Raw genomic sequence first — 23,509 nt, forward strand, 5'->3', positions numbered from 1 at the left:
GCGCTCGTGCCGTCGATGCGGCGCTTGTGCGGGGACCAAGCGACGGATATCGTTGGGGAATGTTAACCATCCGCGCCACCGCTGCCGCTGCCGGCTCCTTCATGCTTGCCATGGCCGCGCCGCTCCCCGCCGCCCAACCGGCAAGCGAGCCCGCGCCCCCCGGCCGCGTCGAGTTGGTCGAGCCGGTCGAGCAGGTGGCGGCGAGCACGATCACCGGCTATTTGAAAGTCAAACTCGCTAATTTGGCGCGGATCAATCCGGCCAATCCTGCCGCGGACAGCGACGACAACCAGACGCTGAGCCTGTTCGGCCGTGAAGATCTAATTGCGGCGACGAGTGCTATCTATCGACCGACCAAGTGCGTTCCGCTGCCATCCGCGCCTGATGTGCTCGACGACATCGCGCGGCGCGCCGCTGACACCTCGGTCGTCATTATCAACGAAAGCCACGAGCACTCGGATCATCGCGGTTTTACCGCCGAAGTTGCTCATCGATTGCGGCCGCTGGGCTATGACGCGCTGGCGATCGAAACGCTGGTCAACGATTCCCCGGACGTGCCGGAGCAGTTTCGCGCTCCGTTCGTGCGTCAGCCAGCGCTGCCTTATCTGACGGATGATGACGGTTATTACAGCACAGAAGCCGGCTTCGGCCGGTTGGGCCGTGCCGCGAAGGCGCTTGGCTATCACCTTATTGCCTATGAGATTGTCATTTCCGGCCCGCCAGTCGCCAAGTTGACCCGAGCACAGAGCATCGCGGAGCGCGAGGAAGCCCAGGCGACGACGCTGGCCGCCTTCCTCAAAGCCAATCCCGGCACCAAGCTCTTGGTCCATGTCGGCTATTCCCACGCGATGGAAGTGCCGACCAAGGATGGCATCACCTGGATGGCAGCGCGCCTGAAGGCCAAGACCGGCATCGACCCGCTGACGATTTCGCAGACGACGTGTCGCGGCGGGAGCGATACCACCCATCTCGCCGAACTGCCCGCCGATGAGCCCAAGGGCGCGTTCGATCTGGTCGTCGATCACCCAACCGCGCGCTTCGTGCAAGGGCGTCCGGCCTGGCGGGTTGCGGCTGGCGACCAGCCCGTTGCCATCCCGGCGGCCCTGGTCCCCAAGCAGGGCTGGCGGGTCATCGAGGCGCGACCGGTGGGTGAGCCCGATGCGTCGGTGCCGATAGACCGCGTCGCCATCCGAGCGGGGAACACCGTCGCGCTGATGCTGCCGCCGGGCCGCTATGCGCTCCGCGTGATTGATGTCGCCCGGCCAAAAACGGCGGCGAAATCGCGCCGCTGATCCGGAACGACGAAGCCTAAGCCGCCGCTTCCACCACCGCCGCGCAGATGCGATCGACGACTGCTTCCACCTGTTTCGCGTCATCCCCTTCCGCCATCACGCGGATGACGGGTTCGGTGCCAGACGGGCGGATGACGAGGCGGCCGGCGCCGTTGAGCTCGGCCTCGGCGGCGTCGATCACCGCTTTCACCCGCGCGTCCTCGAGCGGCTTGCCGCCCTTGAAGCGGACGTTCTTGAGGAGCTGCGGCACGGGATCGAAGCGGTGGAGCACTTCGCTCGCTGGCGCGCCCGCCTCGACCAGCTCGGCGAGCACTTGCAGCGCCGCGACGAGGCCGTCGCCGGTCGTCGCGTAATCGGAGAGGATGATGTGCCCCGATTGCTCGCCGCCGACGTTGAAGCCGCGCTCGCGCATCGCTTCGAGCACATAGCGGTCGCCGACCTTGGTGCGGTGGAGCGCGATGCCCTGATCGAACAGATAGCGCTCCAGCCCCAGGTTGGACATGACGGTCGCGACCAGCGCCGCGCCCTTCAGCCGGCCGCGCCGCGCCCAGCCCCCGGCGATCGTCGCCATCAGCTGGTCGCCATCGACGACCTTGCCATTTTCATCGACGACAATCAGCCGGTCGGCGTCCCCATCGAGCGCGATGCCGATATGCGCGCCGCTCGCCACCACCGTCTCGCACAAGGTCTGCGGCGCGGTCGAGCCAACGCCATCGTTGATGTTCTTGCCGTTGGGGGTGACGCCGATCGCGACGACATCGGCGCCCAATTCCCACAGCGCGGAGGGCGCGACCTGATACGCCGCGCCATTGGCGCAATCGACGACGATGCGCAGGCCATCGAGGCTGAGATGCGGCGGGAATGTCGATTTCGCCGAGTTGATGTAGCGGCCGCGCGCATCCTCGACACGGCGCGCCCGGCCGATTTCGGCGGACGGCGCCAGCGGCACTTCGCCGTCGATCAGCGCCTCGATCGCCATCTCGTCGGCATCGGAGAGCTTGTAGCCATCGGGCCCGAAGAGCTTGATGCCGTTGTCGGCATAGGGGTTATGGCTGGCGGAGATCATCACGCCCATGTCGGCGCGCATCGATTGGGTGAGCATCGCGACCGCCGGCGTCGGCATCGGGCCGACCAGCACCACATCCATGCCGACCGACGTAAAGCCCGCAACCATCGCGTTTTCGAGCATATAGCCTGAGAGGCGCGTATCCTTGCCGATCACGACGCGGTGGCGGTGGTCGCCGCGGCGGAAATGCGCACCCGCCGCCATGCCGACCTTCATCGCCATTTCGGCGGTCATCGGCGCGATGTTGGTGGCGCCTCTGATACCATCAGTGCCGAAATATTTTCTTGCCATGCGCCGCCCGCCGTTCCGCTATGAGCTGTGGTTGACGGTCATTAGCGCCAAGCGGAGGGAATTTCGAGCATGTCGCAAGCCTTGCGGGTATTGGCGGCGCTGATTGCAGGACTGGCGGCAGGAATTGCCGCCGCGCTTGCCGGCGGCGATTGGGCAGCCGGCGCGCTGGCGATCGCGCAACCGATCGGCACCGCCTGGCTCAACGGTTTGCAGATGACGGTGGTGCCGCTCGTCGTCGCGCTGATCGTGACCGGGATTGCCGAGACGGCGGATGCGAGCCGCGCTGGGCGTCTCGCGGGCCGCGCGATGGTGCTGTATCTGATCGTGCTGTGGTCGGGCACGATCATGTCGGCGCTGGTGACGCCGCAACTGCTCGAGTTCTGGCCGATCGACCCGGCGGCCGCGCACGCGCTGACCAGCGCGATCGCCGGGGTGGCACCGGTCGGCGCGGTGCCGGGCTTCGGCGACATTATCGGCGCGATGGTGCCGAGCAACGCCGTCGCGGCGGCGGCGAACAGTGCCTTCCTGCCGCTCGTCGTGTTCACCCTCGCTTTCGCCTTTGCGATCACCCGGCTGGAGGCGACCAAGCGCGAGCTGCTCGTCGGCTTTTTCCGCGCGCTGGGCGATGCGATGCTGGTGGTGATCGGCTGGGTGCTGTGGCTGGCGCCGTTGGGCGTCGCGGCGCTGGCGGTGCAGGTCGGCGCCAAGGCGGGGACGGCGGCGTTCGGCGCGCTGCTCCATTATGTGCTGGTGGTCAGCGCGATCGGCGCGGTGGTGTGGCTGGCGGCTTACCCCATCGCGCTCATCGGCGGGCGCGTGTCGCTCGGACGGTTCCTGAAGGCGAGCGGGCCGTCGCAGGTCGTTGCGATCAGCACGCAATCGTCGCTCGCTTCGCTGCCGGCGATGCTGCGCGGGGCGGAAGCGCTCGGCGTGCCCGATAGCGCGAGTGGCATCACTTTGCCGCTCGCGGTCGCGATGTTCCGCGCGACCGGGCCGGCGATGAACCTGGCGGTGGCGATCTATGTCGCGCGGCTGACCGGGGTGCCGCTGAGCGCGGCATCGATCATCGCGGGCATCGTGGTTGCCGCCACGACGACGCTGGGCGCGGTCAGCCTGCCGGGGTCGATCAGCTATATCAGCTCGATCGCGCCGATCGCCGCGGCGATGGGCGTGCCGATCGCGCCGCTGGGGCTGCTGGTGGCGATCGAGACGTTCCCCGATCTGGTCCGCACGCTGGGCAATGTGACGATGGATTTGGCGACGACGACGGTGCTGGGGCGGACTCGAGGAGCCGAAGCTGCCGCCACAGCCCGTTGATCGTCATCCCAGCGAAAGCTGGGATCGCTGGGAAGTATACCCCTGTCGCCAGCGGCCCCAGCTTTCGCTGGGGCGACGGGAAGGGTTGGGGCGATGATCTAGCTCAACCACCGCCAAATGCCCGCCGGAACGCCCACCGAGGGAATATGCGCCCAGGTCGCGCCCAGCCACACCACGATCGCGCCGGCCCAGTCATGCGGGCGGAAGCCGCCGAGCTTGACCTTGCCGGCCGCAACCGCGCCGAACGGCAGCCAGCTCGTCCGCGCTTCCCACGCGCGCCACATCTCGGGCTGGAGCGCTTCCTTCTTGGCGTCCTGCAAGCGCGAGCCGACCAGCGCCAGCACCAGGATCGCTACCGAGACGATCAAATTGGCGGCGTTGGGCATGATCGCGATGTGGCACAGCGCCCAGAGCGCGAACGCCCACATCATCGGGTGGCGGGTGATGGTGAACACGCCGCGCGGGGTGGGCGCGGATTTGGGCGCGGGGCCGGGCAGCGCCGGATTGCCGATCAGCGATCCCATCAGCAACAAGCTCGCCAGCAGCATGACGAGCGTGACGGTGATCCAGAGGCCATCGCCCACATCCCACCACGGATCGGTGACCGGCGCGCGCTTATAGGCATGCGCCATCCAGCCAAGCGTGCCGAGCGCGACGACGGCGTAGACGAGCATGAACCCCAGCGCGCCGAGCGCCTTCACCAACGGCGCGCGCAGCGGGTGCGACAGCAGGAAATGCGTGCCGACAAAAGCCGCCGACGCCAGCGCCAGCGTGGTTAGTCCGTCCATTGCTTCCCCCCTTATTTTACCCCGTGCATCCACTTCCTGAGCGGCCACGACAGCACCAGCAGCACGACGCCCGCCCCGATCGCGATCCACGCGATGGTGGTGAAGGTGGCGGTATAGGTGTCGAGACTGACCTTCAGATTGGTGACCTGGCCGCCGACCGTATCCACGCTGGCAAACTGCGCGACGATACCCGCGAAGAACTGCGCGACCGAGATCGACAGGAACCAGGTGCCCATCATCAGCCCGACGACGCGCGGGATGGAGAGTTTGGTGATCATGCTGAGGCCGACGGGCGAGATGCACAGCTCCGCCACCGAGTGGATGACGTAGAGGCCCGCCAGCCACCACAAAGCCACTTTGTAGTCCGCCCCCGCAAAGCTGGCACCGAGCACCAGGAACAGGAACCCCGCGCCAACCCCCATCAGCGCGACAGCGAATTTGACCGGGATGGAGGGCTCAAGATTGCGCTTGGCGAGCCAGCTCCACAAGATGCTCATCAGCGGCGCGAGGATCACGATCGCGAGCGGGTTGAAATTCTGCGTCTGCGGCGCGGAGAGCACCCAATGGCCGATCACCGTGCGGTCGGTATTGCGATCGGCGAACAGCGTCAGGCTCGATCCTGCCTGTTCGAATAGCGTCCAGAAGAAGGTGTTGAACACGATGAGCACCATGGCGGCAAGCATCATCTGGAATTCGGTGCGCGATCCCGAGACCGCCGACCAGATGAGGATGCCGGGCACCGCAAGGATGAACGTGCCGAACAACAGCTTGCCCATCAGCGAGAGCGACAGGATGTAGCCGACGAACCCGGAACCCTTGGGCGCCGGCGCGGCGCTCATCAGGTTGGTGAACAGGAAATAGAACAGCGGCACCGCGACAATCGCGCCGATATAGATCAGCAGCGCCTTGTTGCCCGCGCCCGGCGGCGGATTGCCGACCGCATCGAGCCGGCCGCCATGATAGCTGATCATGCAGAACGAGATCAGCATGCCGACGCCCGCCAGCCCCAGCCCGAACGGCCAGCCGAGCGAATCGGCGAAGACCGCGCAGAGCAGCTGGCCCAGGATCGAACCGATGTTGATGCCCATGTAGAAAATGGTGAAGCCGGCATCGCGTCGGCCGTCGCCGGTTGCATAAAGCTCGCCGACCATCGTCGAGATATTGGGCTTGAAGAAGCCGTTGCCGACCGAGATGAGCGACAGCGCCAGCAGCATGATCGCGATGTAGAGCGGGCTGTGATCGGCCTGCTCTTCGAACTTGCCGGCCGCGACATGGCGCACTTCCTTGCCGTCGGCGCCGAGCAGCGACAGGCTGCCATCGTCATTGCCCTTGATCTTGAGCTTCTGGCCATGGTCAACGAGGTAGCGCGCCTCAGCGGGGTCGCTGGTCGGCGTGTCGCGGAAATGATCGACGACGACATCGTAACGCCGGCCGTCGATCACCTGATAGGGCTTGGCCGGCTGGCCGCCGAACGCCAGCGTGAAATAGCCGAGCGCCATCAGGATCGCGCCGAAGCGCACGGCGCGCTTCGACCCCAGATATTGATCAGCGATCAACCCGCCGACGAGCGGAGTCAGATAAACCAGCGCGGTGTAGCCGCCATAGAGCCCGGTCGAGGCGCGATCGCCCAGCACGAAATGCTTGGTGAGATAGAGCGTCAGCAGCGCGCGCATGCCGTAATAGCCGAAACGCTCCCACATTTCGGTGCCGAACAGCCAGAACAGCGGCGCGGGGTGGCCGAACCACGTCTTCCCCGCGGCGGGGTTCACATGGCTGATATCGGGCTCGCCGGCATTGTCGGCGGTGGCGGTGTCCATTCAGTCGAGCTCCCTGGTCGTTCGGTGCCGCTCTTCGACAGGCGGCTGTTGGCGTGGACACTAGCGACTCGCGTCCGGCTGTAAACCGGCATTGGCGGGTGCGGCGGCGCGCGCTAAGGCGCGGGGCATGCACAATGATCGCTCGACGCCGCTTTCGCTACTCCAGACCCGCCGCTCGGCCAATCCGCGCGACATGGGCGCGCCGGGGCCGAACGATGCCGAGATCGAGGCGATGATCACCATCGCTGCGCGCACGCCCGACCATGGCAAGCTCGCACCCTGGCGGTTCGTGGTGGTGCCGAGCGATGCGCGCGATCGGCTGGCGGAGATGCTGCTCGCCGCTTATCGCCTCGAGCGCCCTGAGGCGGGCAAGACCGAGATCGCGGCGATCGAAACCTTTGCGCATCAGGCGCCGACGCTGATCGTCGTTCTTTTCTCACCCAAGCGTGAGAGCCATATCCCCTTGTGGGAGCAGGAGCTTTCGGCCGGCGCTGCGTGCATGAACCTGCTCCACGCCGCGCATGCGATGGGTTTCGTCGGCAAATGGCTGACGACTTGGGCGGCCTATTCGGACGCGGTGCGCGATGCATTCGGCGCGGAGGGGGAACGGATCGTCGGGTTTGTCTTCATCGGTTCGCCGACAAACGCAACGGAAGAACGCGTTCGGCCCGATTTGAGTAACATTCTGTCGATTTGGGGGCGCTGAGGGGACTGGACCTTTCGGCAATTTGCTGTATTAAGGCCCCATGACAGCGATGAACAGCGACGAGAGCCCGGTCTATATCCGCCTGCGCCAGCACATTGCCGCAGCGGTGTTGCGCGGCGATTTCCGCGCCGGCGATCAGCTGCCGTCGGTGCGCGCGCTGGCGGCGGAACATGGCGCCAATCCGCTGACTGTCGCCAAAGCCTATCAGCGCTTTCAGGACGAGGGCTATGTCGAGGTGCGGCGCGGCGTCGGCATGTTCGTGCTGCCCGGTGCCGCCGAGCGCCTGCGCACCGCCGAACGGCGCCATTTCCTGAATACCGCCTGGCCCAAGGTGCGCGAGCAGATCGACTTGCTCGGCCTCGATACCGCCGAATTGCTCGAGCGGGCGGAGGCTTGAATCGACCCCCTCCTCTCCCCCTGGCGGGAGAGGATAGCGAAGCTTGGCGCATCAGCGCCTAGCGAAGCTTGGAGAGGGGGGACTCCTGCAGACGATAGTCCGGGGCTCACCCCTCTCCCAACTCCGACTAGGCAGCAGGCTGCCAAGTCTCCGTATCCAGTTCGGGGTAAACAGCGCCCCGCGCTGTTTAGGCCATGCCGGGGGCATGGCCGACCCCGAACTCCCACAAGGGGAGAGGGGGAGATGCACACTCTCTCACCCCGGCCGCTTCATCCGGAACAACCCCTCCGGGCTCAGCGTGAAATAATCCCCCCAGCCGCCGCCGCGTAGCACCGGATCGGCCGCTGCCGTGTCATAAATCCCGCCCTCGACCAGACGCGGCGCGATGTGGATGCCGACGACTTCGCCCAGCACCAGGGAACTCGCCGTCTCGCGGCCTTGTGCATCGGTCAGCCGAATCGTCTGGGTGTGGCGGCATTCGAAATTGACCGGGCTTTCGGCGACGCGCGCTGCCTGGACCAATCGAGACGGCGCTTTGCTGAGCCCGGCGAGCGCGAACTCGTCCACCTCCCCCGCCACCATCGCGGACGAGGCGTTCATCGCCTCGGCGAGCGGTCGCGTCACCAGATTCCAGACGAACGAGCCGGTCGCCGTGACATTGGCCGCGCTGTCCTTCCAGCCGATCGACGCGAAGCCGATGATCGGCGGCGCATAGTTGAACAGCATGAAGAAGCTATAAGGCGCGAGATTGGCGACGCCCGCCGCGCTGACGCTGCTGATCCAGCCGATCGGCCGGGGCGCGACGATCGCGTTCAGCGGATCATGCTTCAGCCCGTGCCCGTGCGCTGGCTCGTAGAAATGGTGCGCTTGCGTCTCGCTCATCCGCTCTTCCGTATCCCGTCATTATCGGTCACCGTAGGCCAAGCTAAGGACGCGGCCGCGATTTGGCCATGGGAGAAGGCTTGCCGATGACCGATGTAACGATGGATGGCGCGCCGCCGGCAGCAGCGGAACCGGTCGCGGCCCCCGCCGCTGCGCCGGCGCCCGGCACCTTCCTCTACAAGCACCGTCTGGTCACGCGGCTGTGGCACTGGACCAACGTGGTGGCGATTTTCATCATGATCGGTAGCGGCCTGGGCATATTGAACGCCCACCCGCACCTTTATTGGGGCAGCTATGGCGCCAATCTCGATCCCGCCTGGCTGCATCTGCCGCACTGGCCGGGCTGGATGACGATCCCCGGCAGCTATAACCTCTCGCTGTCGCGGCGCTGGCACTTGTTCTTCGCGCTCATCCTCGCGTTCAACCTGCTGTTCTTCATGGTGTTCAGCCTGATCAATCGCCATTTCCAGCGCGACCTGGCGATCAAGGCCAAGGAATTGAGCCCGGCGCATCTGTGGTACGACATCAAGGAGCACGCGGCGTTCCGCTTCCATGATCCCGCCAATCCGGGCGCGTTCAACGTGCTGCAGAAGATCGCTTACGCGACCGCCATCTTCATCCTGATCCCGCTCGTCATCCTGACCGGCTTGACGCTTTCTCCCGGCATGGATGCGGCGTGGCCCTGGCTCGTCGAGCTGTTCGGCGGGCGGCAATCGGCGCGGTCGCTGCATTTTATCGCGATGCTGGGGATTGTCGGCTTCGTCATCGTCCACCTGGCGCTCGTCATTCTGGCCGGCGCGTGGAACGAAGTGAAATCGATGTTCACCGGCTGGTGGCGCGTGCCCGAGGAGCATTGAGATGACGACGATACTCACACGCCGCACGCTGGTGACGGGCGCCGCCACCGGCGCGGGCCTGCTGTTGTCGGGCTGCGACAAGCTGATCCATAACGATACCGTCCGCAAGATCATCTATTCGGAAGACGGCATCCACCGCTCGCTGCAGCGCGCGCTGTCGAGCCACGATTCTCTCGCCAAGGAATTTTCGGCGAGCGAAATGTCGCCGGTGTTCCGCGTCAACGGCAGCTCAGACCCTGACAAGCCGTGGTACAACGCGCATGTCGCCAATAATTTCGCCGATTGGAAATTGCGCGTTGACGGTCTGGTCAATCGTCCGCTCGACATCAGCCTGGCGCAATTGAAGGCGCTGCCCAACCGCACGCAGATCACGCGCCACGACTGCGTCGAAGGGTGGAGCGCGATCGGCAAATGGCAAGGGCCGATGCTCGGCAACATCCTGAAGGCAGTGGACGTGCGCAACACCGCGCGCTACCTGATCGTCCATTGCGCCGACGATTATCACCACACCTCGCCTTATTACGTCTCGATCGACATGTTCGACGCGTTCCACCCGCAGACCATCCTGGCCTGGGCGATGAACGGCCAGCCGCTCACCGTTGCGCATGGCGCGCCGATCCGGCTGCGCGCCGAGCGGCATCTGGGCTACAAGCAAGCGAAGTACGTCATGCGCATCGAAGCGACCGACAAGCTCGAGGGCCATTATGGTGGCCATGGCGGCTATTGGGAGGATAATGTCGATTACGACAGCTATGCGGGCATTTGACCGGCAGGCTTCGTTATCGGCGGCGCCATCGGCGTGATGGGGCTAATCCTCCCCCACCGAGGAGGTGGCGCAGGCGTAGCCTTACGGAGGGGGGGGCAATCTGTTGGAAGGTCAGGCCTGCCCCCTCCACCAGCTTCGCTGGTCCCCCTCCCCCGGCGGGGGAGGATTTTACCACGCAGTTACGCGGGTGAGGGATTGCTCGCCGCTTCGGCGCAGAACGCCTCGAGGGTCGCGAGATCGACGTCACTCAGTCGTTTGACGTAAACGCAGCCCTTGCCGGTGGTGACCTTGCCCAGCTCCTTAATCCGGTCGCTGCGGACGAACCGACCAAGGCCGTAAATCACCGTCTGCACCTTGCGCGGCGAGAAGCTGATCTTCGGCATCGTGCCGCCATGGCCGCTCTCGTAGCGATACTCATGCAGGCCAAACCCAATGATCGCGCTGCCGAACATGAAGGGCGGCTCCCCAGACGCGCGCGCCATGATGTCGAGCAATGTCTCGGCATCGGCGCGGCGGGCGGCATCTGCGATCCCCGCGATGAAATCCGTAACCGAGGCCTCGCTCGGCCTGGTCTTGTTCTCCGGCATTTGCCCCCTCCCGCTTGCGGTGCGCGTCTGGCAGCCATAAGCAGCGCCGCTTTCTTCGAGTCGCCTGGAGCCATCATGTCCGAAAATATCAACCGCGTCGTCCTTGCCTATTCGGGCGGGCTCGACACCAGCGTGATCCTGAAATGGCTGCAGCAGACTTATCATTGCGAAGTCGTGACCTTCACCGCCGATTTGGGCCAGGGCGAAGAGCTGGAGCCGGCGCGCAAAAAGGCGGAGCTGGCGGGCGTCCGCCCCGAGCATATCTTCATCGACGATCTGCGCGAGGAATTCGTAGCCGAATACGTCTTCCCGATGATGCGCGCCAATGCGCTGTACGAGGGGCTCTACCTGCTCGGCACCAGCATCGCGCGGCCGCTGATCGCCAAGCGCCAAATCGAGATCGCCAAGCAGGTCGGCGCCGACGCGGTCAGCCATGGCGCGACCGGCAAGGGCAATGACCAGGTGCGTTTCGAGCTAAGCTATTACGCGCTCGCGCCCGATATCAAGGTGATCGCGCCGTGGCGCGAATGGGATTTGACCAGCCGCACCCGCCTGATCGAGTTCGCCGAGAAGCACCAAATCCCTGTCGCCAAGGACAAGCGCGGCGAAGCGCCCTTCTCGACCGATGCGAACCTGCTCCACACCAGTTCCGAAGGCAAAGTGCTCGAGGATCCGTGGGAGGAAGTGCCCGACTACGTCTATTCGCGCACCGTCAACCCCGAGGATGCGCCTGACGCGCCGGAGTTCATCACGATCGATTTCGAGCGCGGCGATGGCGTCGCGCTGAATGGCGAGGGCTTTTCGCCGGCAACATTGCTGACGAAGCTCAACGATCTTGGCCGCAAGCATGGCATCGGCCGGCTCGATCTGGTCGAAAACCGCTTCGTCGGCATGAAGTCGCGCGGCATGTACGAGACGCCGGGCGGCACCATCTATCACCTCGCCCATCGCGGCATCGAACAGCTGACACTCGATCGCGGCGCCGCGCACCTGAAAGACGAGCTGATGCCCCGCTATGCCGAACTCATCTATAACGGATTCTGGTTCTCGCCCGAGCGCGAGATGCTGCAGGCGGCGATCGACCATAGCCAGGAAAAGGTGACGGGGACGGTACGGCTGAAGCTCTACAAGGGCGGGGTGTATGTGGTCGGCCGTAAATCGCCGCATTCGCTCTACAGCGAGAAGGTGGTGACGTTCGAGGACGACCAGGGCGCCTATGACCAGCGCGATGCGGCGGGGTTCATCAAGCTCAACGCGCTGCGCTTGCGGCTGCTTGGGCGGCGCGATCGCTAGGCTGGCCTAACCGGGCCTTAACTGCCGTCACGCTAGGGCTGCGGGGTGATGCGCCCTGCCCCGCCCCGCCACAGCTTTCTCGGCGATCTGCTCGTTGCTATTCTCGTCGCAGGCGTGATGACGCTGGCGGGCGTGTGGCGCGATTGGGCGAACCTGAGCGCGCTGCATTTGCCCGATACCGACGATGTGATGCGCCTCCAGCAGATTCGCGACTGGCTGGGCGGGCAAGCGTTTATCGATGTGAGCCAGCATCGGCTGGGCGCGGCGCCGGGGCTCGCGATGCACTGGTCGAGGGTCGCCGATCTGGTGCCGGCGGGGATGATCACCGTGCTGACGCCCGCGCTCGGGCGCCATGGCGCGGAACTTGCGACGGTGATCGCCTGGCCGGCGCTGCTGTTCGCCGCCGCGCTGTTGTTCGTCGCGCGGGTCACGCGTCGGGTGGAGCCGCAGGCCGACGCCCGCGCCGCGATCGTGATCGCCGCGCTTGCCTATCCCGCGACCGGAATTTTCGTGCCTGGCCGGATCGATCACCATGGCTTGCAGATGGTGCTGCTGCTCGGAGCGCTGGCGGCGCTGCTCGCGCGACGGGGCGTCTTGGCGGGTATCGTGATCGGCCTGGCCAGCGCGGCGAGCCTGATGATCGGGCTTGAGACCGCGCCCCTGCTCGCGATGATCGCGCTGGTGATCGCGGTCGATTGGTGGCGCGGCGCGGAGAGCGCCTCGGGCAGCCTGCGCGGCTATGGCTTGTCGCTGGGCCTGGCGCTCTCTTTCGGCGCGATCGTCTTCGGCGGCACGGCGTGGCGCTACCCGGCGTGCGACGGCTTTACCGAGACGGCCTGGGCCGTGGCGGAAGGCGGTGCGTGGGTCGCGGTCGCGCTGGGCGTTACGGGGCCTGCGCTGACCAGCGTGATACAGCGGACCGCGCTCGCTGGAGTAGCGCTGGCGGCGTTCCTCGGCATCGAGCATGCCGGGCTCAGCGCCTGCGCGCACCCCTATGCCGGCATCGATCCAATGCTCGCGCATCTCTGGCTGCCGCAAGTGAGCGAAGCGCAGCCGCTGATCGGCCTGCCGGTGGCGCAAGCGATCGGTTATGGTGGCGTGATGGTTGCGGGGCTCGCGGCGGCGCTGTGGCGGCTTGGGATGACCGGGCAGCGCGGCTGGCTGATCATGGCGCTGGTGCAAGGCGCGGCGCTGGCCATCAGCTGTTTCGAGGTACGCGGCGCTTATGCCGGCGCGTTGCTCGCGGCGCCGGCGCTGGCGAGCCTGGTGACCGCCGCGCGGGAAGCGGGCCTGTTGCGGCTGATCGCGGCGTGGCTGGCGTCCGCCGGCATGCTCTACCCCATCGCCGCGCAAGCGCTGGCGCCGCGCGCGCTGGCAGTTAGTCAACCGGGCAGCGCCGGCTGCGCCACGCCCGCCGCGATCGCCAGCCTCGCCGCGCTGCCGCCGGGCACGGTGATGGCGCCGATGGATTTCGGCGCCTATGCTATAGCCGGCACGCGCGATCTACTGGTCGCCGCACCTTATCACCGCAACAATGCCGGCAATCTCGCCATGTATCGTTTCTACCTCGGCACGCCTGCCCAGGCGCACGGCATCGCCGCGCACTGGGGCGTGCGCTATGTCGTTGCTTGCGATGGCGCGCTTGCCGAGGCCGGACCGGGGGCCGGGCGGATGATCGACGCGCTGCGCCGGCACCAGCCGCCGGCCTGGCTCAAGCCGCTCGTCCGCGTGCCCGGCGGGCCGACCATCTACGGCCGCGTCGATTGACGCGCGAACGACCGCCGCTGCACTGCAGCGATAACCGCTTGTCCCATCCCCCGGCCTGCCCTTAAAAGCACAGGATGGAGGGGGCTTCCCAAAACTTGCGTTGGTGGCAGACGCGCCAGTTCGTCGTGCTCGTGGCGCTGGCGGCGATGCTGCCGCTGCTCGGCCCCGCCATCCCGCCGATGGTCGACCTGCCCGGCCATATGGGGCGCTATCGCGTCGAGCTGGATTTCAGCCATTATCCCTGGTTGGGCGACTGGTATCATTTCCAATGGGCGCTGATCGGCAATCTCGGGCTCGATCTGCTCGTGCTGCCGCTGGCGCCGATCTTCGGGCTCGAGCTTGCGGTCAAGCTGATCGTCATCACCATTCCGGCGCTGACGGTGATGGGCCTGTTGTGGATCGCGCGCGAAGTGCATGGCCGCATTCCCGCGACCGCGCTGTTCGCGCTGCCGCTTGCCTATAATTTCGCGCTGCATTTCGGTTTCGTCAATTTCGCGCTGGCGCAGGCGCTGGCACTCAATGCCTTTGCGCTTTGGCTGCGGCTGGCGCGGCTGAACAAGCTCCGCCTGCGCGCGCTGTTGTTCGTGCCGATCTCTGGGCTGTTATGGCTGTGCCATACCTATGGCTGGGGGATGCTCGGGGTGCTCGGCTTTTCGGCCGAGATGGTCCGCCAGCGCGACCGCGGCCATAGCTGGGTGATGGCGTGGGCGCGGGCGTGCGTCGGCGTGCTGCCGCTGGCGCCGCCGGTGCTGCTGATGGTGCTATGGCGATCGGGCGAGCATGTCGGCGGCGACACCGGCGACTGGTTCAACTGGCGCGCCAAGATCGGCTGGCTGGCGATGGTGCTGCGCGATCGCTGGCAGGCGTTCGACATCGCCTCGATCGCGGTCATCTATTTCATCATCTTTCGCGGCATCCGCGACGAGAATCTGGAATATTCGCGCCAGCTTGGCTTGTCCGTGCTGTTTCTGCTCGCGGTCTATATCCTGCTGCCGCGCATCGTGTTCGGCTCGGCTTATGCCGATATGCGGCTGGCGCCCTTCCTGCTCGCTATCGCGGTGATTGCGCTCAGGCCCCGGCGCGGGGTGAGCGACAAGGGATCAGCGATGCTGGCGGCGGCAGGGCTGGCTTTCTGCCTGGTGCGGCTTACCGGCAGCTTCTGGAGCTTCCACCTCTACGACCAGAGCTATCAGCGCGAGTTGAAGGCGCTCGATCATCTGCCGGTCGGCGCGCGACTGGTGAGCTTTGTTGGCGAGACCTGCCATAACGAGTGGCGGATGACGCGGCTCCAGCATCTGCCCGCGATCGCACTCGAACGGAAGCTCGCTTATTCGAACGACCAATGGTCGATGGCGGGCGCGCAATTGCTCGCGGTGAGATATCTGCCCGCCGCGCATTTCTCGCACGATCCGTCGGAAATTGTCACCAATGTCCAATGCCCGCGCGAATGGTGGCGGCCGATTTCGCGCTCGCTCGCGATGTTCCCGCGCGAGGCGTTCGATTATGTCTGGCTGATCAGCCCGCCGCCTTATGACCCGCGCTTAGAGCAGGGCTTGGAGCCGCTATGGCGCGACCCCGAAACAGGGAGCGCGCTGTTCCGCGTCAACCACGCCGTGCCGGCCGCGACGCTGACCAAGGCCGAGCTTACCCCGCCGCCATTTTCCGAAATGGCGTTAGTTGCTCCAGATACGCCTCGTCGCGCGCCATCGCCATCCGTTCCGCGTCCAGGAAATCGCTGACCGCGCGGCGGAAATTAGGGTCGGGCAGATAATGCGCCGACCAGGTCGGCACCGGCACATAGCCGCGCGCCAGCTTGTGCTCGCCCTGCGCGCCCGCCTCGACCCTTGTCAGCCCGCGCGCGATGGCGGCGTCGATCGCCTGATAATAGCAGAGCTCGAAATGGAGGAACGGCACGTCCTCGGTGCAGCCCCAATAGCGGCCGTATAGCGTATCCGCGCCGATCAAGTTGAGCGCGCCCGCGATCGGCACGCCATCGCGCTCGGCGATCATCAGCAGCACCTTGTCGGCCATGCGCTCGCCGAGCAGCGAGAAGAATTCGCGCGTCAGATAGGGCCGCCCCCATTTGCGGCTGCCGGTGTCCTGGTAGAAGATCCAGAACGCATCCCAGGCCGCCTCGGTCAGGTCGCTACCGGTCAAGTGGCGGATCGTGAGGCCCTCGGCCGCCGCGGCGCGTTCCTTGCGGATCGCCTTGCGCTTGCGGCTGGCGAGCGCGGCCAGGAAATCGTCGAAGCTCGCATAGCCCTCATTATGCCAATGGAACTGCACGCCGCGCCGGATGAGCCAGCCCGCCGCTTCGAACAGCGGCAGCTGCTCGGGCGCGACAAAGGTGGCGTGGGCCGAGGATAGCTCATTCTGGTCGACCACGGCCTCAATCGCCCCGATCAGCGCCGGGGCGAGCCGTTGGTCGCGCAGCAGCAGCCGCGGGCCCGGCACCGGCGTGAAGGGGGCGGCGACTTGAATCTTGGGATAATAGTCGCCGCCGGCGCGCTCCCACGCATCGGCCCAGCTGTGATCGAAGACATATTCGCCCTGGCTGTGGCTCTTGGCATAAGCCGGCGCGGCGGCGGCAATGGTGCCGTCTTCACCGGTGATGACGATCGGCGTCGGCTGCCAGCCGCTGCGCCCGCCGACACTGCCCGATTCCTCAAGGATCGTGAGGAAAGCGTGGGAGAGAAAGGGATTGTCGCTGCCCGCGCACGCATCCCATTGCGCCGCGTCGAGGGCGCCGACGCTATCGGCAAGGCGGGCGATGATGTCCTGATCGGCCATTGCTCCCTAAGCTAGGGCGCAATCGCCGTGGGGCAATCCCGGCGATGGTGGGTAGGATCGACTGTGATGGGGAGGTGGGCGATCAAAGCTTCTTCAATATTCGACATCGCCCGTGTTGCGCGTCACTCCAACGGACCGCAAACGGGGGTGTGCAGACGCCTGAACTCGATATTGATAACAAGCTTGTCGCGGCGTGGCAGCTTGGTTCATCGGCCTTGGGGTTCGAGCTAGCTGCTCCATATTTGCTCCCCACAGCCGACGGAGGGACAATTTGGGTCGAGGGCTTCTTACCAGATTTTGGTGGAAGCCGGGGCATGGTATTCAGGGGCGTTAGGAGCAAAGCACCCCCCACGGACCTCTACGTTTCGCTGATTTCTGACGCCTACACCCGGTTTGACCGCGCCCGGTTTATTGAAGCGCTGTCGGATTGGGGTTGGTATGGTCCGCCGGCCCTGCGTCCTAATTGGCTGATCGTCGGCGATACTAGAACGCCGCGCTCGCCACCTTGACGATCGCATCAACCTCGACCGCGACGCCCAGCGGCAGGCTCGCCACGCCGACCGCGCTGCGGGCGTGCTTGCCATCATCGCCGAACAGCGCGACCATCAGGTCCGAGGCGCCATTGGCCACCTTGGGCTGATCGGTGAAGCCCGGCGCCGAATTGACGAACACGCCTAACTTCACGATCCGCTCGACGCGGGCGAGATCGCCCAGCGCGGCTTTCATTTGCGCGACCAACATCAGCCCGCAACGGCGGGCCGCCTCGATGCCATAATCAAGGTCGCGATCCTCGCCCAGCCGCCCGGTCATCAGCGAGCCGTCCGCCGCGAACGAAATCTGCCCCGAGATATGGAGCAGCCCGCCCGCTTCAACCGCCGGCACATAGCTGGCGACGGGCGCGGCGGGAGTCGGCAGGGTGAGGCCAAGCTCTTCGAGCTTGCGGTCGATTCGATCGGTCATGGCGCAGGCTTAGCCATGATGCCGCTCCTCCGGTCAAGCCGGCGCGTGCTCCCCGCGAGCAAAGCGGTCCGCGATCCAGCCTTGCGCTACCTGCCAGTCATCAATGCGGGCATGCGCGGCGGGCGCGGGCGCGATGTGCGGCGCCAGCTCGGGCTCGGCGACCATGTGCAGGCGATGGACCTGCGGCACATGGCGCGCGACCGAGTCGTGATGAATGGCGAGATCATCGACGAATACCGTCACCGGCGCGCCATGCTCCTCGAACAGCTTGGCGACCGGATCACCCTTGCCGCCCTGATTGGTCTCGACGCGGTGCGCGATGCCGAACGCCGCCAGCTGCTCGATCCGGGCGTCGCGGCAGTGATCCTGGAGATTGGTGAGGATGACGATGTCCGCCACCGCGCTCAGCGCCATCAGCGCGTCGGCCGCGTGCGGCACCAACGTCTGGCGGTGCATCTCGGCGGGGAAGAACTGGTCGAGCAGGCCCCACATTTCCTCGCGGCTCGGTGCCGGGCCGCCGTCGCGCCGCTTCATCGCGCTGGTGAAATCACCGCCCGCCATGGTGAAGTCGATGTCGTGCGCCTCGTCCAGCCAGCGGCCGAAATGGCGGACCATGTGGAGCAGCACCTCGTCGCAATCACAGATCAGCAAGCCCTTCATGCGCGCTCCACCGCCTCGCCGGCGGCGATCAGCGCGGCGGGCGTGACGTCAAGCGCCGCCGCGCAGGCGACAAGGTCTGGCTCGTGATTGCCGAGAAAGCCGATCACCGCCGCGAGCACCGCCGGCTCGGCCGCTCGTGCGCGCAGCTCAGTGGCGTCGAGCCCGGTCAGCGCGAGCAGCCGTTCCGCCCGCGCATCATCCCCTAGCGTCCAGCCGAGCGCTTGCAGCGCCAGAACGGTAGCATCCCGATTTGCGGTAGGATCGCGCATTGCTTATGCCGGTTGCCTCGAAAGGAAGTGTGCCCGTGGCAAAAAGGGTGCTCGTTGTCGAGGACAACGAACTCAATCTCAAACTTTTCTGCGACCTGCTGCGCGCGCATGAATTTGTCGCGGAAGGGCTGCGCGACGGGCGCGAAGCGGTGCTGCGTGCGCGCGCTTTCCTGCCCGAGCTGGTCATCATGGACATCCAGATGCCGCATGTGACGGGCTATGAGCTGATCGCGCAGTTCAAGGCGGATGCTGCGTTGCGCGCCATCCCGATCATGGCGGTGACGGCTTATGCGAGCCGGGAGGATGAGGATCGTATCCGCGCAGCCGGCGCCGATGCTTATGTCTCGAAACCGATCGCGCTCGCCCGCTTCATCGAGCAGGTGCGTGCGCTGATGCCGGTGGAGGCTTAGCGCGCTCCCGGCCGATCCTTACTTGATCTTCGCTTCCTTGAACTCGACATGCTTGCGCACGACGGGATCATATTTGCGGAACGACAGCTTCTCGGTCTTGGTGCGCGGGTTCTTCTTGGTGACGTAGAAGAACCCGGTGTCTGCCGAGCTGACGAGCTTGATCTTGACGGTGGTCGGCTTGGCCATGACCTGAAAATCCTGCGCTGATCTAAAAACAAGAGCGGCGAATCCGCGATCCGCCGCCTGAACGGTGCGCCGCATGACCGATGGGGCGGGGAATGTCAAGGCGGCGGCTGTTGTTAACGCGGTCTTCACCATCTCGGGCTCACCCTCTCCCCGTGCCAATAGCCAAGGGGGCCGGGCTGCGATGACGTCGGTCGAACAAGCGCGCGATGATCTTGCCCAGCGGCTGGTGGTGCTCGGCGCGCGCGTCGTGCAGGCGCCGCGCGACGCGATCGCCGCCGAAGTCGAGACGATCCGCCGTACCGCGCAGGCCCATGGCATTTATCCCGCCGTCGCCGTCGCGCACGCGCTTGAGATGGCGCTGGGGCGCGGCGAGCGCGGGCCGCTGATCGAAGGCTGGATCGCCGTGCTGCGCGATGCGGTACTGAGCGACCGCGCCGATGATGCTGCCCGCGATGCCTGTCTCGCCGCCGGCGCCGTCCGCCTCGCGGGCTGAGCCTTAGCGCATGAACGCGCTGATGGCGGCGCTGGTCGCCGCGCTGATCATCCAGGCCAGCGATCGCACGCCATGGCTCGCGGCGCGGCTGGCGACGCCGGCAAGGCCCGGCGCGGTGATTGCCGCCGTGATCCTGTCCGCTATCCTGGCGCAGGCGGTGGCTGCGGTGGCGGGCTCGCTGCTCGCGCCCATCCTCACGCCCAATGCCCGCCAGCTGTTCGTCGGCCTCGCGCTGCTCTCGGCGGCATTCGGGACGTTTCTGCCGATCAAACCGATCAGTGGCGAGCCGCGCGGCTTTGCCGACAGCTTCATCATCCTCACCGCCGCCGCGATGGGCGACCGCACCCAGTTCGCGACGCTGGCGATCGCCGCGCAAAACGATCTGCCGGTGTTCGCGGCTCTGGGCGCCGCGATCGGCGTGGTCGTCGTCCAGGTCGCTGTGGTGCTGGCAGATGCCCGGCCAAGCCCAAGCCTGCTGAGGCTATGGCGCGCGCTCGCCGGTAGCGTCCTCGCGCTTGCCGGCGCCTGGCTGGCGCTCGCCGGGCTGCGCCTGCTTTAATTCGGCGATCGCCGCTGCAGACATTGTTGTCGGGGGCCATGGACCCCATTTCATGGTCAATCGTTACGCCGTCATAGACCCCGTAAATAGGAGACCGACCATGGCGACCGATGCCGCGCTCAAAACCCCGACCGACCTTGCTTCCAACGCGACCAAGTCGGTCGCGCAGGCGCTGAACGAAATCCTCGCGGACAGCTTCGCGCTCTACCTCAAGACCAAGAATTTCCATTGGCACGTCTCGGGCCCGCATTTCCGCGATTATCACTTGATGCTTGACGAGCAGGCGACCGAGATTTTCGGCACCACCGACGCGATTGCCGAGCGCGTCCGCAAGATCGGCGCGACGACGCTGCGCTCGATCGGCGACATTGCGCGCCACCAGCGCATCAAGGATAACGACAAGGATTTCGTCGCGCCCAAGGACATGCTGGCCGAGCTGCGCGAGGACAATCTGAAGCTGGTCGAAGCCTTTCACGACGCCAAGCAGATCGTCGATGATGCCAAGGACAACGGCACCAGCGGCCTGCTCGATGTGTGGACCGATCTGGCGGAGCGCCGCGCCTGGTTCCTGTTCGAGGCCAGCCGCAACGATTGATTTATGGTTGGGAACCTAAAGCGCGCCAAGTGGATTGGTCCATTTTGGTGTAATTGGAGCAGCAGCGATGTTGCGCTGGGCGCTAGTTTTCCTCGTGATCGGGATCGTGCTTGCCGTGCTGGGGTTCGGCGGCCTTGGCGGTGCCTTTGTCGGCATTGCCAAGCTGCTGTTTTTCCTGGCGGTTGCCGGCTTCGTAATCCTGCTCAGCCTCGCTCTGCTCGCAACGCGCGGCGGCAGCGACGGCGGTGCTTAACCGGGCGAGCGCGCCGGGCCCAGCGTGATTACCCAAAGATCCGGCGGGGCGCCGATCCGCATTGGTGCCCCGCTCGTGCCGATGCCCGCGGTGATGATCGTGACATGCCCGCCGCTGCGGACGACGCCGCAGCCGAGCGGCATTTCCGGCCGAACCAGATGCGCGACGGGGCCGATGCCGGGGAGCACGATCTGCCCGCAATGCGTGTGGCCGGCGAGCAACGGCAAGTCTGGCGGCAGGGACGCCGGCATGTCAGGGAAATGCGCCAAGGCAAGGCGGGCGCCGCCCAGCCGATCGACCGTGGCAAGCATGGCGCTCAATCGCGCGGGCGCGAGCCAGCCATCGTCAAGCCCGATCAGCACGACGGGGCCATGGCGAACGACCCGGTAGGCGAGCAGCTCGACATGCGCGGCGGCGAGCGCGGCGCGGACCGCCGCCAGCCCGGTCGCATGGTCGTGATTGCCGGGCACGGCGACGACGCCGAGCGGCGCGTGCAGCTGGCGCAAGGGCGCGACCAGCGCGGGCGCCAGCCGGCGCGCGCTTCCCGGTGTCGTCCCCGCGATAAAATCCCCGGCAATCAGCACGAGATCGGGCCGCTGGGCATTGACGATAGCGACGACGCGCTGCAGCCGCGCGGCATCCGTCGACAAATTACCGATATGGATGTCCGAGAACAGCGCCACGCGAACCGGCGGCGCGCCGGCGGGCCAATCGGCGAGCGGCATATAAGCGCTACGCACCACCGGATCGCGCCGCGATTCGATCAGGGCAGCGAGCACGACCAGCCCCGCCAGCAGCGCCCCGATGCCGATGATGCGCCGCAGCAGAACCATGGCTTCCGCCTCTAGCGGCGCGCCGGCCATGGCGGAAGGCGCGTTGCGCGCCCATATTACCACCATGCGCGCCTTTGCCGAGCTGATCGATCGCCTGATCTACACGCGTTCGCGCAACAGCAAGCTGAAGCTGATCGCCGATTATCTGGTGGCGACGCCCGACCCCGATCGCGGCTGGGCGATGGCGGCGCTGACCGGCGCGCTCGACCTGCCGGCGGTCAAACCCGCGCTGATCCGCGCGCTGATCGAGGAGCGCGTCGACCCAGTGCTGTTCCGGATGAGCCGCGATTATGTCGGCGACACCGCCGAGACGGTGGCGCTGCTCTGGCCCGAGCGGCCGAACAGCGCGCCGGTTGACTTGTCGCTTGCCGGGGTGATCGACCGGCTGATGACGCTCTCCCGCAGCGAGGCGCCCGCCGTTCTCGCCGCGATGCTCGACGGGCTCGACGCCAATGGCCGCTTCGCGCTGATCAAAATGGCGACGGGGGCAATGCGGATCGGCGTCTCGGCGCGGCTCGCCAAGACTGCGCTGGCGCAGGCCTTCGGTCTCGATGTCGAGGCGGTCGAGGAAGTGTGGCACGGCCTCGCCCCGCCTTATGCGCCGCTGTTCGCCTGGGCGCGTGGCGAGAGCCACCAGCCAACCGTCGCCGACGTGCCGGTGTTCCGCCCGTTCATGCTCGCCCACCCGCTCGAGGATTTGCGCGTCGACTTGGCGGACTATGCCGCCGAGTGGAAATGGGACGGCATCCGCGTCCAGATCGTCCGCGCCGGCGGGGTGACGCGGCTCTACAGCCGGGCGGGGGACGATATTACGGGCAGCTTCCCCGATATCGCCGCCGCGTTCGACCGGCCCGGCGTGGTCGATGGCGAGCTGATGATCCGGGGCGACGCGCAGGGCGCTGCGGTGAGTGAGGCAGCAGGCGCCGCCAGCTTCAACGCGCTCCAGCAGCGGCTGGGACGCAAGCAGGTGTCGGCGAAGATGCTGGCCGACTATCCCGCTTTCGTGCGGCTCTACGACTTGCTGTTCGATGGCGCGGAGGACGTGCGCGACTTGCCGTGGCGTGATCGGCGCGCGCAGCTGGAGGCGTTTGCCCCTGCGCTCGACCCCAGCCGGTTCGATGTCAGCCCGCTGATCGCCGCAGCCGATTTCACCGAGCTGGAGGGCATCCGCAGCCGTGCCCGCGACGCCGCGATCGAAGGCGTGATGCTCAAGCGCCGCGACGCGCCTTATGTCGCCGGGCGCCGGGTAGGGCTGTGGTACAAATGGAAACGCGATCCGCTGACCGCCGATTGCGTGATGATGTACGCCCAGCGCGGCAGCGGCAAACGATCGAGCTTCTATTCCGATTACACTTTTGGCTGCTGGACCGAGAGCGGCGAGCTGCTGCCGGTCGGCAAGGCTTATTCCGGGATCACAGATGAGGAATTGAAATTCCTCGACCAGTTCGTCCGCGCGCATACCGTCGCGCGGTTCGGGCCGGTGCGCGAGGTGGAGAAATCGCTGGTGCTCGAAGTGGCGTTCGACTCGGTCCACGCCTCGGCGCGGCATAAATCGGGCGTCGCCATGCGCTTCCCCCGCATCGCCCGCATCCGCACCGACAAGCCGGCGGCGGAGGCCGATACGCTGGCGGCGCTGAAACGGCTGGTGACGTGAGTCACGCCAAAGCACCCGTCC

At 66.2% G+C, this 23,509-nt stretch carries 26 protein-coding genes; 15 read left to right on the forward strand and 11 right to left on the reverse strand.

Annotated elements, in window-relative coordinates:
- Positions 1-59 precede the first annotated feature (59 nt).
- A complete protein-coding gene (locus ACLB0R_RS13305; RefSeq protein ID WP_416643224.1) occupies positions 60-1,292 on the forward strand; it encodes a hypothetical protein in 1,233 nt (410 codons plus the stop codon).
- A 16-nt stretch (positions 1,293-1,308) separates the two neighbouring features.
- Here the strand turns inward: ACLB0R_RS13305 and glmM are convergent, their stop codons facing one another.
- Complete coding sequence (gene glmM, locus ACLB0R_RS13310; protein WP_416643223.1) at positions 1,309-2,649, reverse strand: phosphoglucosamine mutase; 1,341 nt, start codon at positions 2,647-2,649, stop codon at positions 1,309-1,311.
- 69 nt (positions 2,650-2,718) lie between these two features.
- On the opposite strand from glmM, the gene ACLB0R_RS13315 reads away from it, so the two are divergent.
- The gene (locus ACLB0R_RS13315; RefSeq protein ID WP_416643222.1) at positions 2,719-3,966 is read left to right on the forward strand and encodes a dicarboxylate/amino acid:cation symporter; all 1,248 of its coding nucleotides are present in this window, start codon (positions 2,719-2,721) and stop codon (positions 3,964-3,966) included.
- Between the two features lie 98 nt (positions 3,967-4,064).
- Here the strand turns inward: ACLB0R_RS13315 and ACLB0R_RS13320 are convergent, their stop codons facing one another.
- Both ACLB0R_RS13320 and ACLB0R_RS13325 read right to left on the reverse strand, forming a co-directional pair.
- Positions 4,065-4,754: an NnrU family protein gene (locus ACLB0R_RS13320; RefSeq protein ID WP_416643221.1), complete on the reverse strand. Its 690-nt coding sequence runs from the start codon at positions 4,752-4,754 to the stop codon at positions 4,065-4,067.
- 11 nt (positions 4,755-4,765) lie between these two features.
- Complete coding sequence (locus tag ACLB0R_RS13325) at positions 4,766-6,571, reverse strand: peptide MFS transporter (protein WP_416643220.1); 1,806 nt, start codon at positions 6,569-6,571, stop codon at positions 4,766-4,768.
- A 127-nt stretch (positions 6,572-6,698) separates the two neighbouring features.
- Here ACLB0R_RS13325 and ACLB0R_RS13330 point away from each other — a divergent pair, with 127 nt between their 5' ends.
- On the forward strand, positions 6,699-7,277 hold the full coding sequence (locus ACLB0R_RS13330) for a nitroreductase family protein (RefSeq protein ID WP_416643219.1): 579 nt from the start codon (positions 6,699-6,701) through the stop codon (positions 7,275-7,277).
- A gap of 40 nt (positions 7,278-7,317) precedes the next feature.
- The gene (locus tag ACLB0R_RS13335) at positions 7,318-7,674 is read left to right on the forward strand and encodes a GntR family transcriptional regulator (RefSeq protein ID WP_416643218.1); all 357 of its coding nucleotides are present in this window, start codon (positions 7,318-7,320) and stop codon (positions 7,672-7,674) included.
- 255 nt (positions 7,675-7,929) lie between these two features.
- Here ACLB0R_RS13335 and ACLB0R_RS13340 read toward each other — a convergent pair whose 3' ends face one another.
- A complete protein-coding gene (locus ACLB0R_RS13340) occupies positions 7,930-8,556 on the reverse strand; it encodes a flavin reductase family protein (protein ID WP_416643217.1) in 627 nt (208 codons plus the stop codon).
- Between the two features lie 86 nt (positions 8,557-8,642).
- Here ACLB0R_RS13340 and ACLB0R_RS13345 point away from each other — a divergent pair, with 86 nt between their 5' ends.
- Both ACLB0R_RS13345 and ACLB0R_RS13350 read left to right on the forward strand, forming a co-directional pair.
- Positions 8,643-9,413: a cytochrome b/b6 domain-containing protein gene (locus ACLB0R_RS13345; protein WP_416643216.1), complete on the forward strand. Its 771-nt coding sequence runs from the start codon at positions 8,643-8,645 to the stop codon at positions 9,411-9,413.
- A gap of 1 nt (position 9,414) precedes the next feature.
- Positions 9,415-10,179 carry a molybdopterin-dependent oxidoreductase gene (locus ACLB0R_RS13350; RefSeq protein ID WP_416643215.1) on the forward strand — a complete coding sequence of 255 codons (765 nt, stop codon included), beginning with the start codon at positions 9,415-9,417 and terminating at the stop codon, positions 10,177-10,179.
- A 179-nt stretch (positions 10,180-10,358) separates the two neighbouring features.
- Here ACLB0R_RS13350 and ACLB0R_RS13355 read toward each other — a convergent pair whose 3' ends face one another.
- On the reverse strand, positions 10,359-10,766 hold the full coding sequence (locus ACLB0R_RS13355; protein WP_416643214.1) for a DUF1801 domain-containing protein: 408 nt from the start codon (positions 10,764-10,766) through the stop codon (positions 10,359-10,361).
- Positions 10,767-10,841: 75 nt separating this feature from the next.
- Here ACLB0R_RS13355 and ACLB0R_RS13360 point away from each other — a divergent pair, with 75 nt between their 5' ends.
- The 3 genes from ACLB0R_RS13360 (at position 10,842) to ACLB0R_RS13370 (ending at position 15,565) form a co-directional block, all read left to right on the forward strand.
- Complete coding sequence (locus tag ACLB0R_RS13360) at positions 10,842-12,059, forward strand: argininosuccinate synthase (protein WP_416643213.1); 1,218 nt, start codon at positions 10,842-10,844, stop codon at positions 12,057-12,059.
- Positions 12,060-12,107: 48 nt separating this feature from the next.
- Complete coding sequence (locus tag ACLB0R_RS13365) at positions 12,108-13,826, forward strand: hypothetical protein (RefSeq protein WP_416643212.1); 1,719 nt, start codon at positions 12,108-12,110, stop codon at positions 13,824-13,826.
- A gap of 74 nt (positions 13,827-13,900) precedes the next feature.
- On the forward strand, positions 13,901-15,565 hold the full coding sequence (locus ACLB0R_RS13370) for a hypothetical protein (RefSeq protein WP_416643211.1): 1,665 nt from the start codon (positions 13,901-13,903) through the stop codon (positions 15,563-15,565).
- On the opposite strand, the gene ACLB0R_RS13375 is transcribed toward ACLB0R_RS13370, so the two are convergent.
- From ACLB0R_RS13375 to ACLB0R_RS13390, 4 genes are all read right to left on the reverse strand, one after another.
- The gene (locus ACLB0R_RS13375; RefSeq protein WP_416643210.1) at positions 15,471-16,616 is read right to left on the reverse strand and encodes a GNAT family N-acetyltransferase; all 1,146 of its coding nucleotides are present in this window, start codon (positions 16,614-16,616) and stop codon (positions 15,471-15,473) included. The genes ACLB0R_RS13370 and ACLB0R_RS13375 overlap by 95 nt on opposite strands.
- Positions 16,617-17,099: 483 nt before the next feature.
- Positions 17,100-17,576, reverse strand: coding sequence for a RidA family protein (locus tag ACLB0R_RS13380; protein WP_416643209.1), 477 nt, complete (start codon positions 17,574-17,576; stop codon positions 17,100-17,102).
- A 33-nt stretch (positions 17,577-17,609) separates the two neighbouring features.
- On the reverse strand, positions 17,610-18,236 hold the full coding sequence (locus ACLB0R_RS13385; protein WP_416643208.1) for an HAD family hydrolase: 627 nt from the start codon (positions 18,234-18,236) through the stop codon (positions 17,610-17,612).
- Entirely contained in the window at positions 18,233-18,505 is a 273-nt protein-coding gene (locus ACLB0R_RS13390; protein ID WP_416643207.1) for a DUF3572 family protein, read from the reverse strand. Before ACLB0R_RS13390 ends, ACLB0R_RS13385 begins: the two co-directional genes overlap by 4 nt.
- A 35-nt stretch (positions 18,506-18,540) precedes the next feature.
- Between ACLB0R_RS13390 and ACLB0R_RS13395 the strand changes: the two genes are divergently transcribed.
- Positions 18,541-18,915 (forward strand): response regulator, encoded by a 375-nt coding sequence (locus ACLB0R_RS13395; protein WP_416643206.1) that lies wholly within the window; start codon positions 18,541-18,543, stop codon positions 18,913-18,915.
- Positions 18,916-18,933: 18 nt separating this feature from the next.
- Here the strand turns inward: ACLB0R_RS13395 and rpmG are convergent, their stop codons facing one another.
- Entirely contained in the window at positions 18,934-19,101 is a 168-nt protein-coding gene (rpmG, locus tag ACLB0R_RS13400; RefSeq protein ID WP_416643205.1) for a 50S ribosomal protein L33, read from the reverse strand.
- Positions 19,102-19,282: 181 nt separating this feature from the next.
- Here rpmG and ACLB0R_RS13405 point away from each other — a divergent pair, with 181 nt between their 5' ends.
- From ACLB0R_RS13405 to ACLB0R_RS13420, 4 genes are all read left to right on the forward strand, one after another.
- Entirely contained in the window at positions 19,283-19,594 is a 312-nt protein-coding gene (locus ACLB0R_RS13405; RefSeq protein WP_416643204.1) for a hypothetical protein, read from the forward strand.
- Between the two features lie 10 nt (positions 19,595-19,604).
- Positions 19,605-20,153 carry a TMEM165/GDT1 family protein gene (locus tag ACLB0R_RS13410; protein ID WP_416643203.1) on the forward strand — a complete coding sequence of 183 codons (549 nt, stop codon included), beginning with the start codon at positions 19,605-19,607 and terminating at the stop codon, positions 20,151-20,153.
- A gap of 100 nt (positions 20,154-20,253) precedes the next feature.
- Positions 20,254-20,748: a Dps family protein gene (locus ACLB0R_RS13415; RefSeq protein WP_416643202.1), complete on the forward strand. Its 495-nt coding sequence runs from the start codon at positions 20,254-20,256 to the stop codon at positions 20,746-20,748.
- A gap of 67 nt (positions 20,749-20,815) precedes the next feature.
- Positions 20,816-21,001 (forward strand): DUF1328 family protein, encoded by a 186-nt coding sequence (locus tag ACLB0R_RS13420; RefSeq protein ID WP_416643201.1) that lies wholly within the window; start codon positions 20,816-20,818, stop codon positions 20,999-21,001.
- Here ACLB0R_RS13420 and ACLB0R_RS13425 read toward each other — a convergent pair.
- Positions 20,998-21,834 (reverse strand): metallophosphoesterase, encoded by an 837-nt coding sequence (locus ACLB0R_RS13425; RefSeq protein WP_416643200.1) that lies wholly within the window; start codon positions 21,832-21,834, stop codon positions 20,998-21,000. The genes ACLB0R_RS13420 and ACLB0R_RS13425 overlap by 4 nt on opposite strands.
- A 64-nt stretch (positions 21,835-21,898) precedes the next feature.
- Between ACLB0R_RS13425 and ACLB0R_RS13430 the strand changes: the two genes are divergently transcribed.
- Complete coding sequence (locus ACLB0R_RS13430; RefSeq protein ID WP_416643937.1) at positions 21,899-23,488, forward strand: cisplatin damage response ATP-dependent DNA ligase; 1,590 nt, start codon at positions 21,899-21,901, stop codon at positions 23,486-23,488.
- Positions 23,489-23,509: the final 21 nt, after the last annotated feature.

Source organism: Sphingomonas sp. GlSt437 (genome assembly GCF_048015635.2).
Lineage (GTDB): Bacteria > Pseudomonadota > Alphaproteobacteria > Sphingomonadales > Sphingomonadaceae > Sphingomonas.

Bases quoted from the DNA above. Each gene is read 5' to 3' on its own strand.
- ACLB0R_RS13380 (WP_416643209.1), bottom strand. From the start codon at position 17,576: ATGACCGATCGAATCGACCGCAAGCTCGAAGAGCTTGGCCTCACCCTG.
- ACLB0R_RS13410 (WP_416643203.1), top strand. From the start codon at position 19,605: ATGAACGCGCTGATGGCGGCGCTGGTCGCCGCGCTGATCATCCAGGCC.
- ACLB0R_RS13335 (WP_416643218.1), top strand. From the start codon at position 7,318: ATGACAGCGATGAACAGCGACGAGAGCCCGGTCTATATCCGCCTGCGC.
- ACLB0R_RS13375 (WP_416643210.1), bottom strand. From the start codon at position 16,616: ATGGCCGATCAGGACATCATCGCCCGCCTTGCCGATAGCGTCGGCGCC.
- ACLB0R_RS13370 (WP_416643211.1), top strand. From the start codon at position 13,901: ATGGAGGGGGCTTCCCAAAACTTGCGTTGGTGGCAGACGCGCCAGTTC.
- glmM (WP_416643223.1), bottom strand. From the start codon at position 2,649: ATGGCAAGAAAATATTTCGGCACTGATGGTATCAGAGGCGCCACCAAC.
- ACLB0R_RS13305 (WP_416643224.1), top strand. From the start codon at position 60: ATGTTAACCATCCGCGCCACCGCTGCCGCTGCCGGCTCCTTCATGCTT.
- ACLB0R_RS13345 (WP_416643216.1), top strand. From the start codon at position 8,643: ATGACCGATGTAACGATGGATGGCGCGCCGCCGGCAGCAGCGGAACCG.
- ACLB0R_RS13360 (WP_416643213.1), top strand. From the start codon at position 10,842: ATGTCCGAAAATATCAACCGCGTCGTCCTTGCCTATTCGGGCGGGCTC.
- ACLB0R_RS13415 (WP_416643202.1), top strand. From the start codon at position 20,254: ATGGCGACCGATGCCGCGCTCAAAACCCCGACCGACCTTGCTTCCAAC.
- ACLB0R_RS13425 (WP_416643200.1), bottom strand. From the start codon at position 21,834: ATGGTTCTGCTGCGGCGCATCATCGGCATCGGGGCGCTGCTGGCGGGG.
- ACLB0R_RS13390 (WP_416643207.1), bottom strand. From the start codon at position 18,505: ATGCGCGATCCTACCGCAAATCGGGATGCTACCGTTCTGGCGCTGCAA.
- rpmG (WP_416643205.1), bottom strand. From the start codon at position 19,101: ATGGCCAAGCCGACCACCGTCAAGATCAAGCTCGTCAGCTCGGCAGAC.
- ACLB0R_RS13330 (WP_416643219.1), top strand. From the start codon at position 6,699: ATGCACAATGATCGCTCGACGCCGCTTTCGCTACTCCAGACCCGCCGC.
- ACLB0R_RS13430 (WP_416643937.1), top strand. From the start codon at position 21,899: ATGCGCGCCTTTGCCGAGCTGATCGATCGCCTGATCTACACGCGTTCG.
- ACLB0R_RS13420 (WP_416643201.1), top strand. From the start codon at position 20,816: ATGTTGCGCTGGGCGCTAGTTTTCCTCGTGATCGGGATCGTGCTTGCC.
- ACLB0R_RS13315 (WP_416643222.1), top strand. From the start codon at position 2,719: ATGTCGCAAGCCTTGCGGGTATTGGCGGCGCTGATTGCAGGACTGGCG.
- ACLB0R_RS13325 (WP_416643220.1), bottom strand. From the start codon at position 6,571: ATGGACACCGCCACCGCCGACAATGCCGGCGAGCCCGATATCAGCCAT.
- ACLB0R_RS13320 (WP_416643221.1), bottom strand. From the start codon at position 4,754: ATGGACGGACTAACCACGCTGGCGCTGGCGTCGGCGGCTTTTGTCGGC.
- ACLB0R_RS13340 (WP_416643217.1), bottom strand. From the start codon at position 8,556: ATGAGCGAGACGCAAGCGCACCATTTCTACGAGCCAGCGCACGGGCAC.
- ACLB0R_RS13405 (WP_416643204.1), top strand. From the start codon at position 19,283: ATGACGTCGGTCGAACAAGCGCGCGATGATCTTGCCCAGCGGCTGGTG.
- ACLB0R_RS13355 (WP_416643214.1), bottom strand. From the start codon at position 10,766: ATGCCGGAGAACAAGACCAGGCCGAGCGAGGCCTCGGTTACGGATTTC.
- ACLB0R_RS13365 (WP_416643212.1), top strand. From the start codon at position 12,108: ATGCGCCCTGCCCCGCCCCGCCACAGCTTTCTCGGCGATCTGCTCGTT.
- ACLB0R_RS13350 (WP_416643215.1), top strand. From the start codon at position 9,415: ATGACGACGATACTCACACGCCGCACGCTGGTGACGGGCGCCGCCACC.
- ACLB0R_RS13385 (WP_416643208.1), bottom strand. From the start codon at position 18,236: ATGAAGGGCTTGCTGATCTGTGATTGCGACGAGGTGCTGCTCCACATG.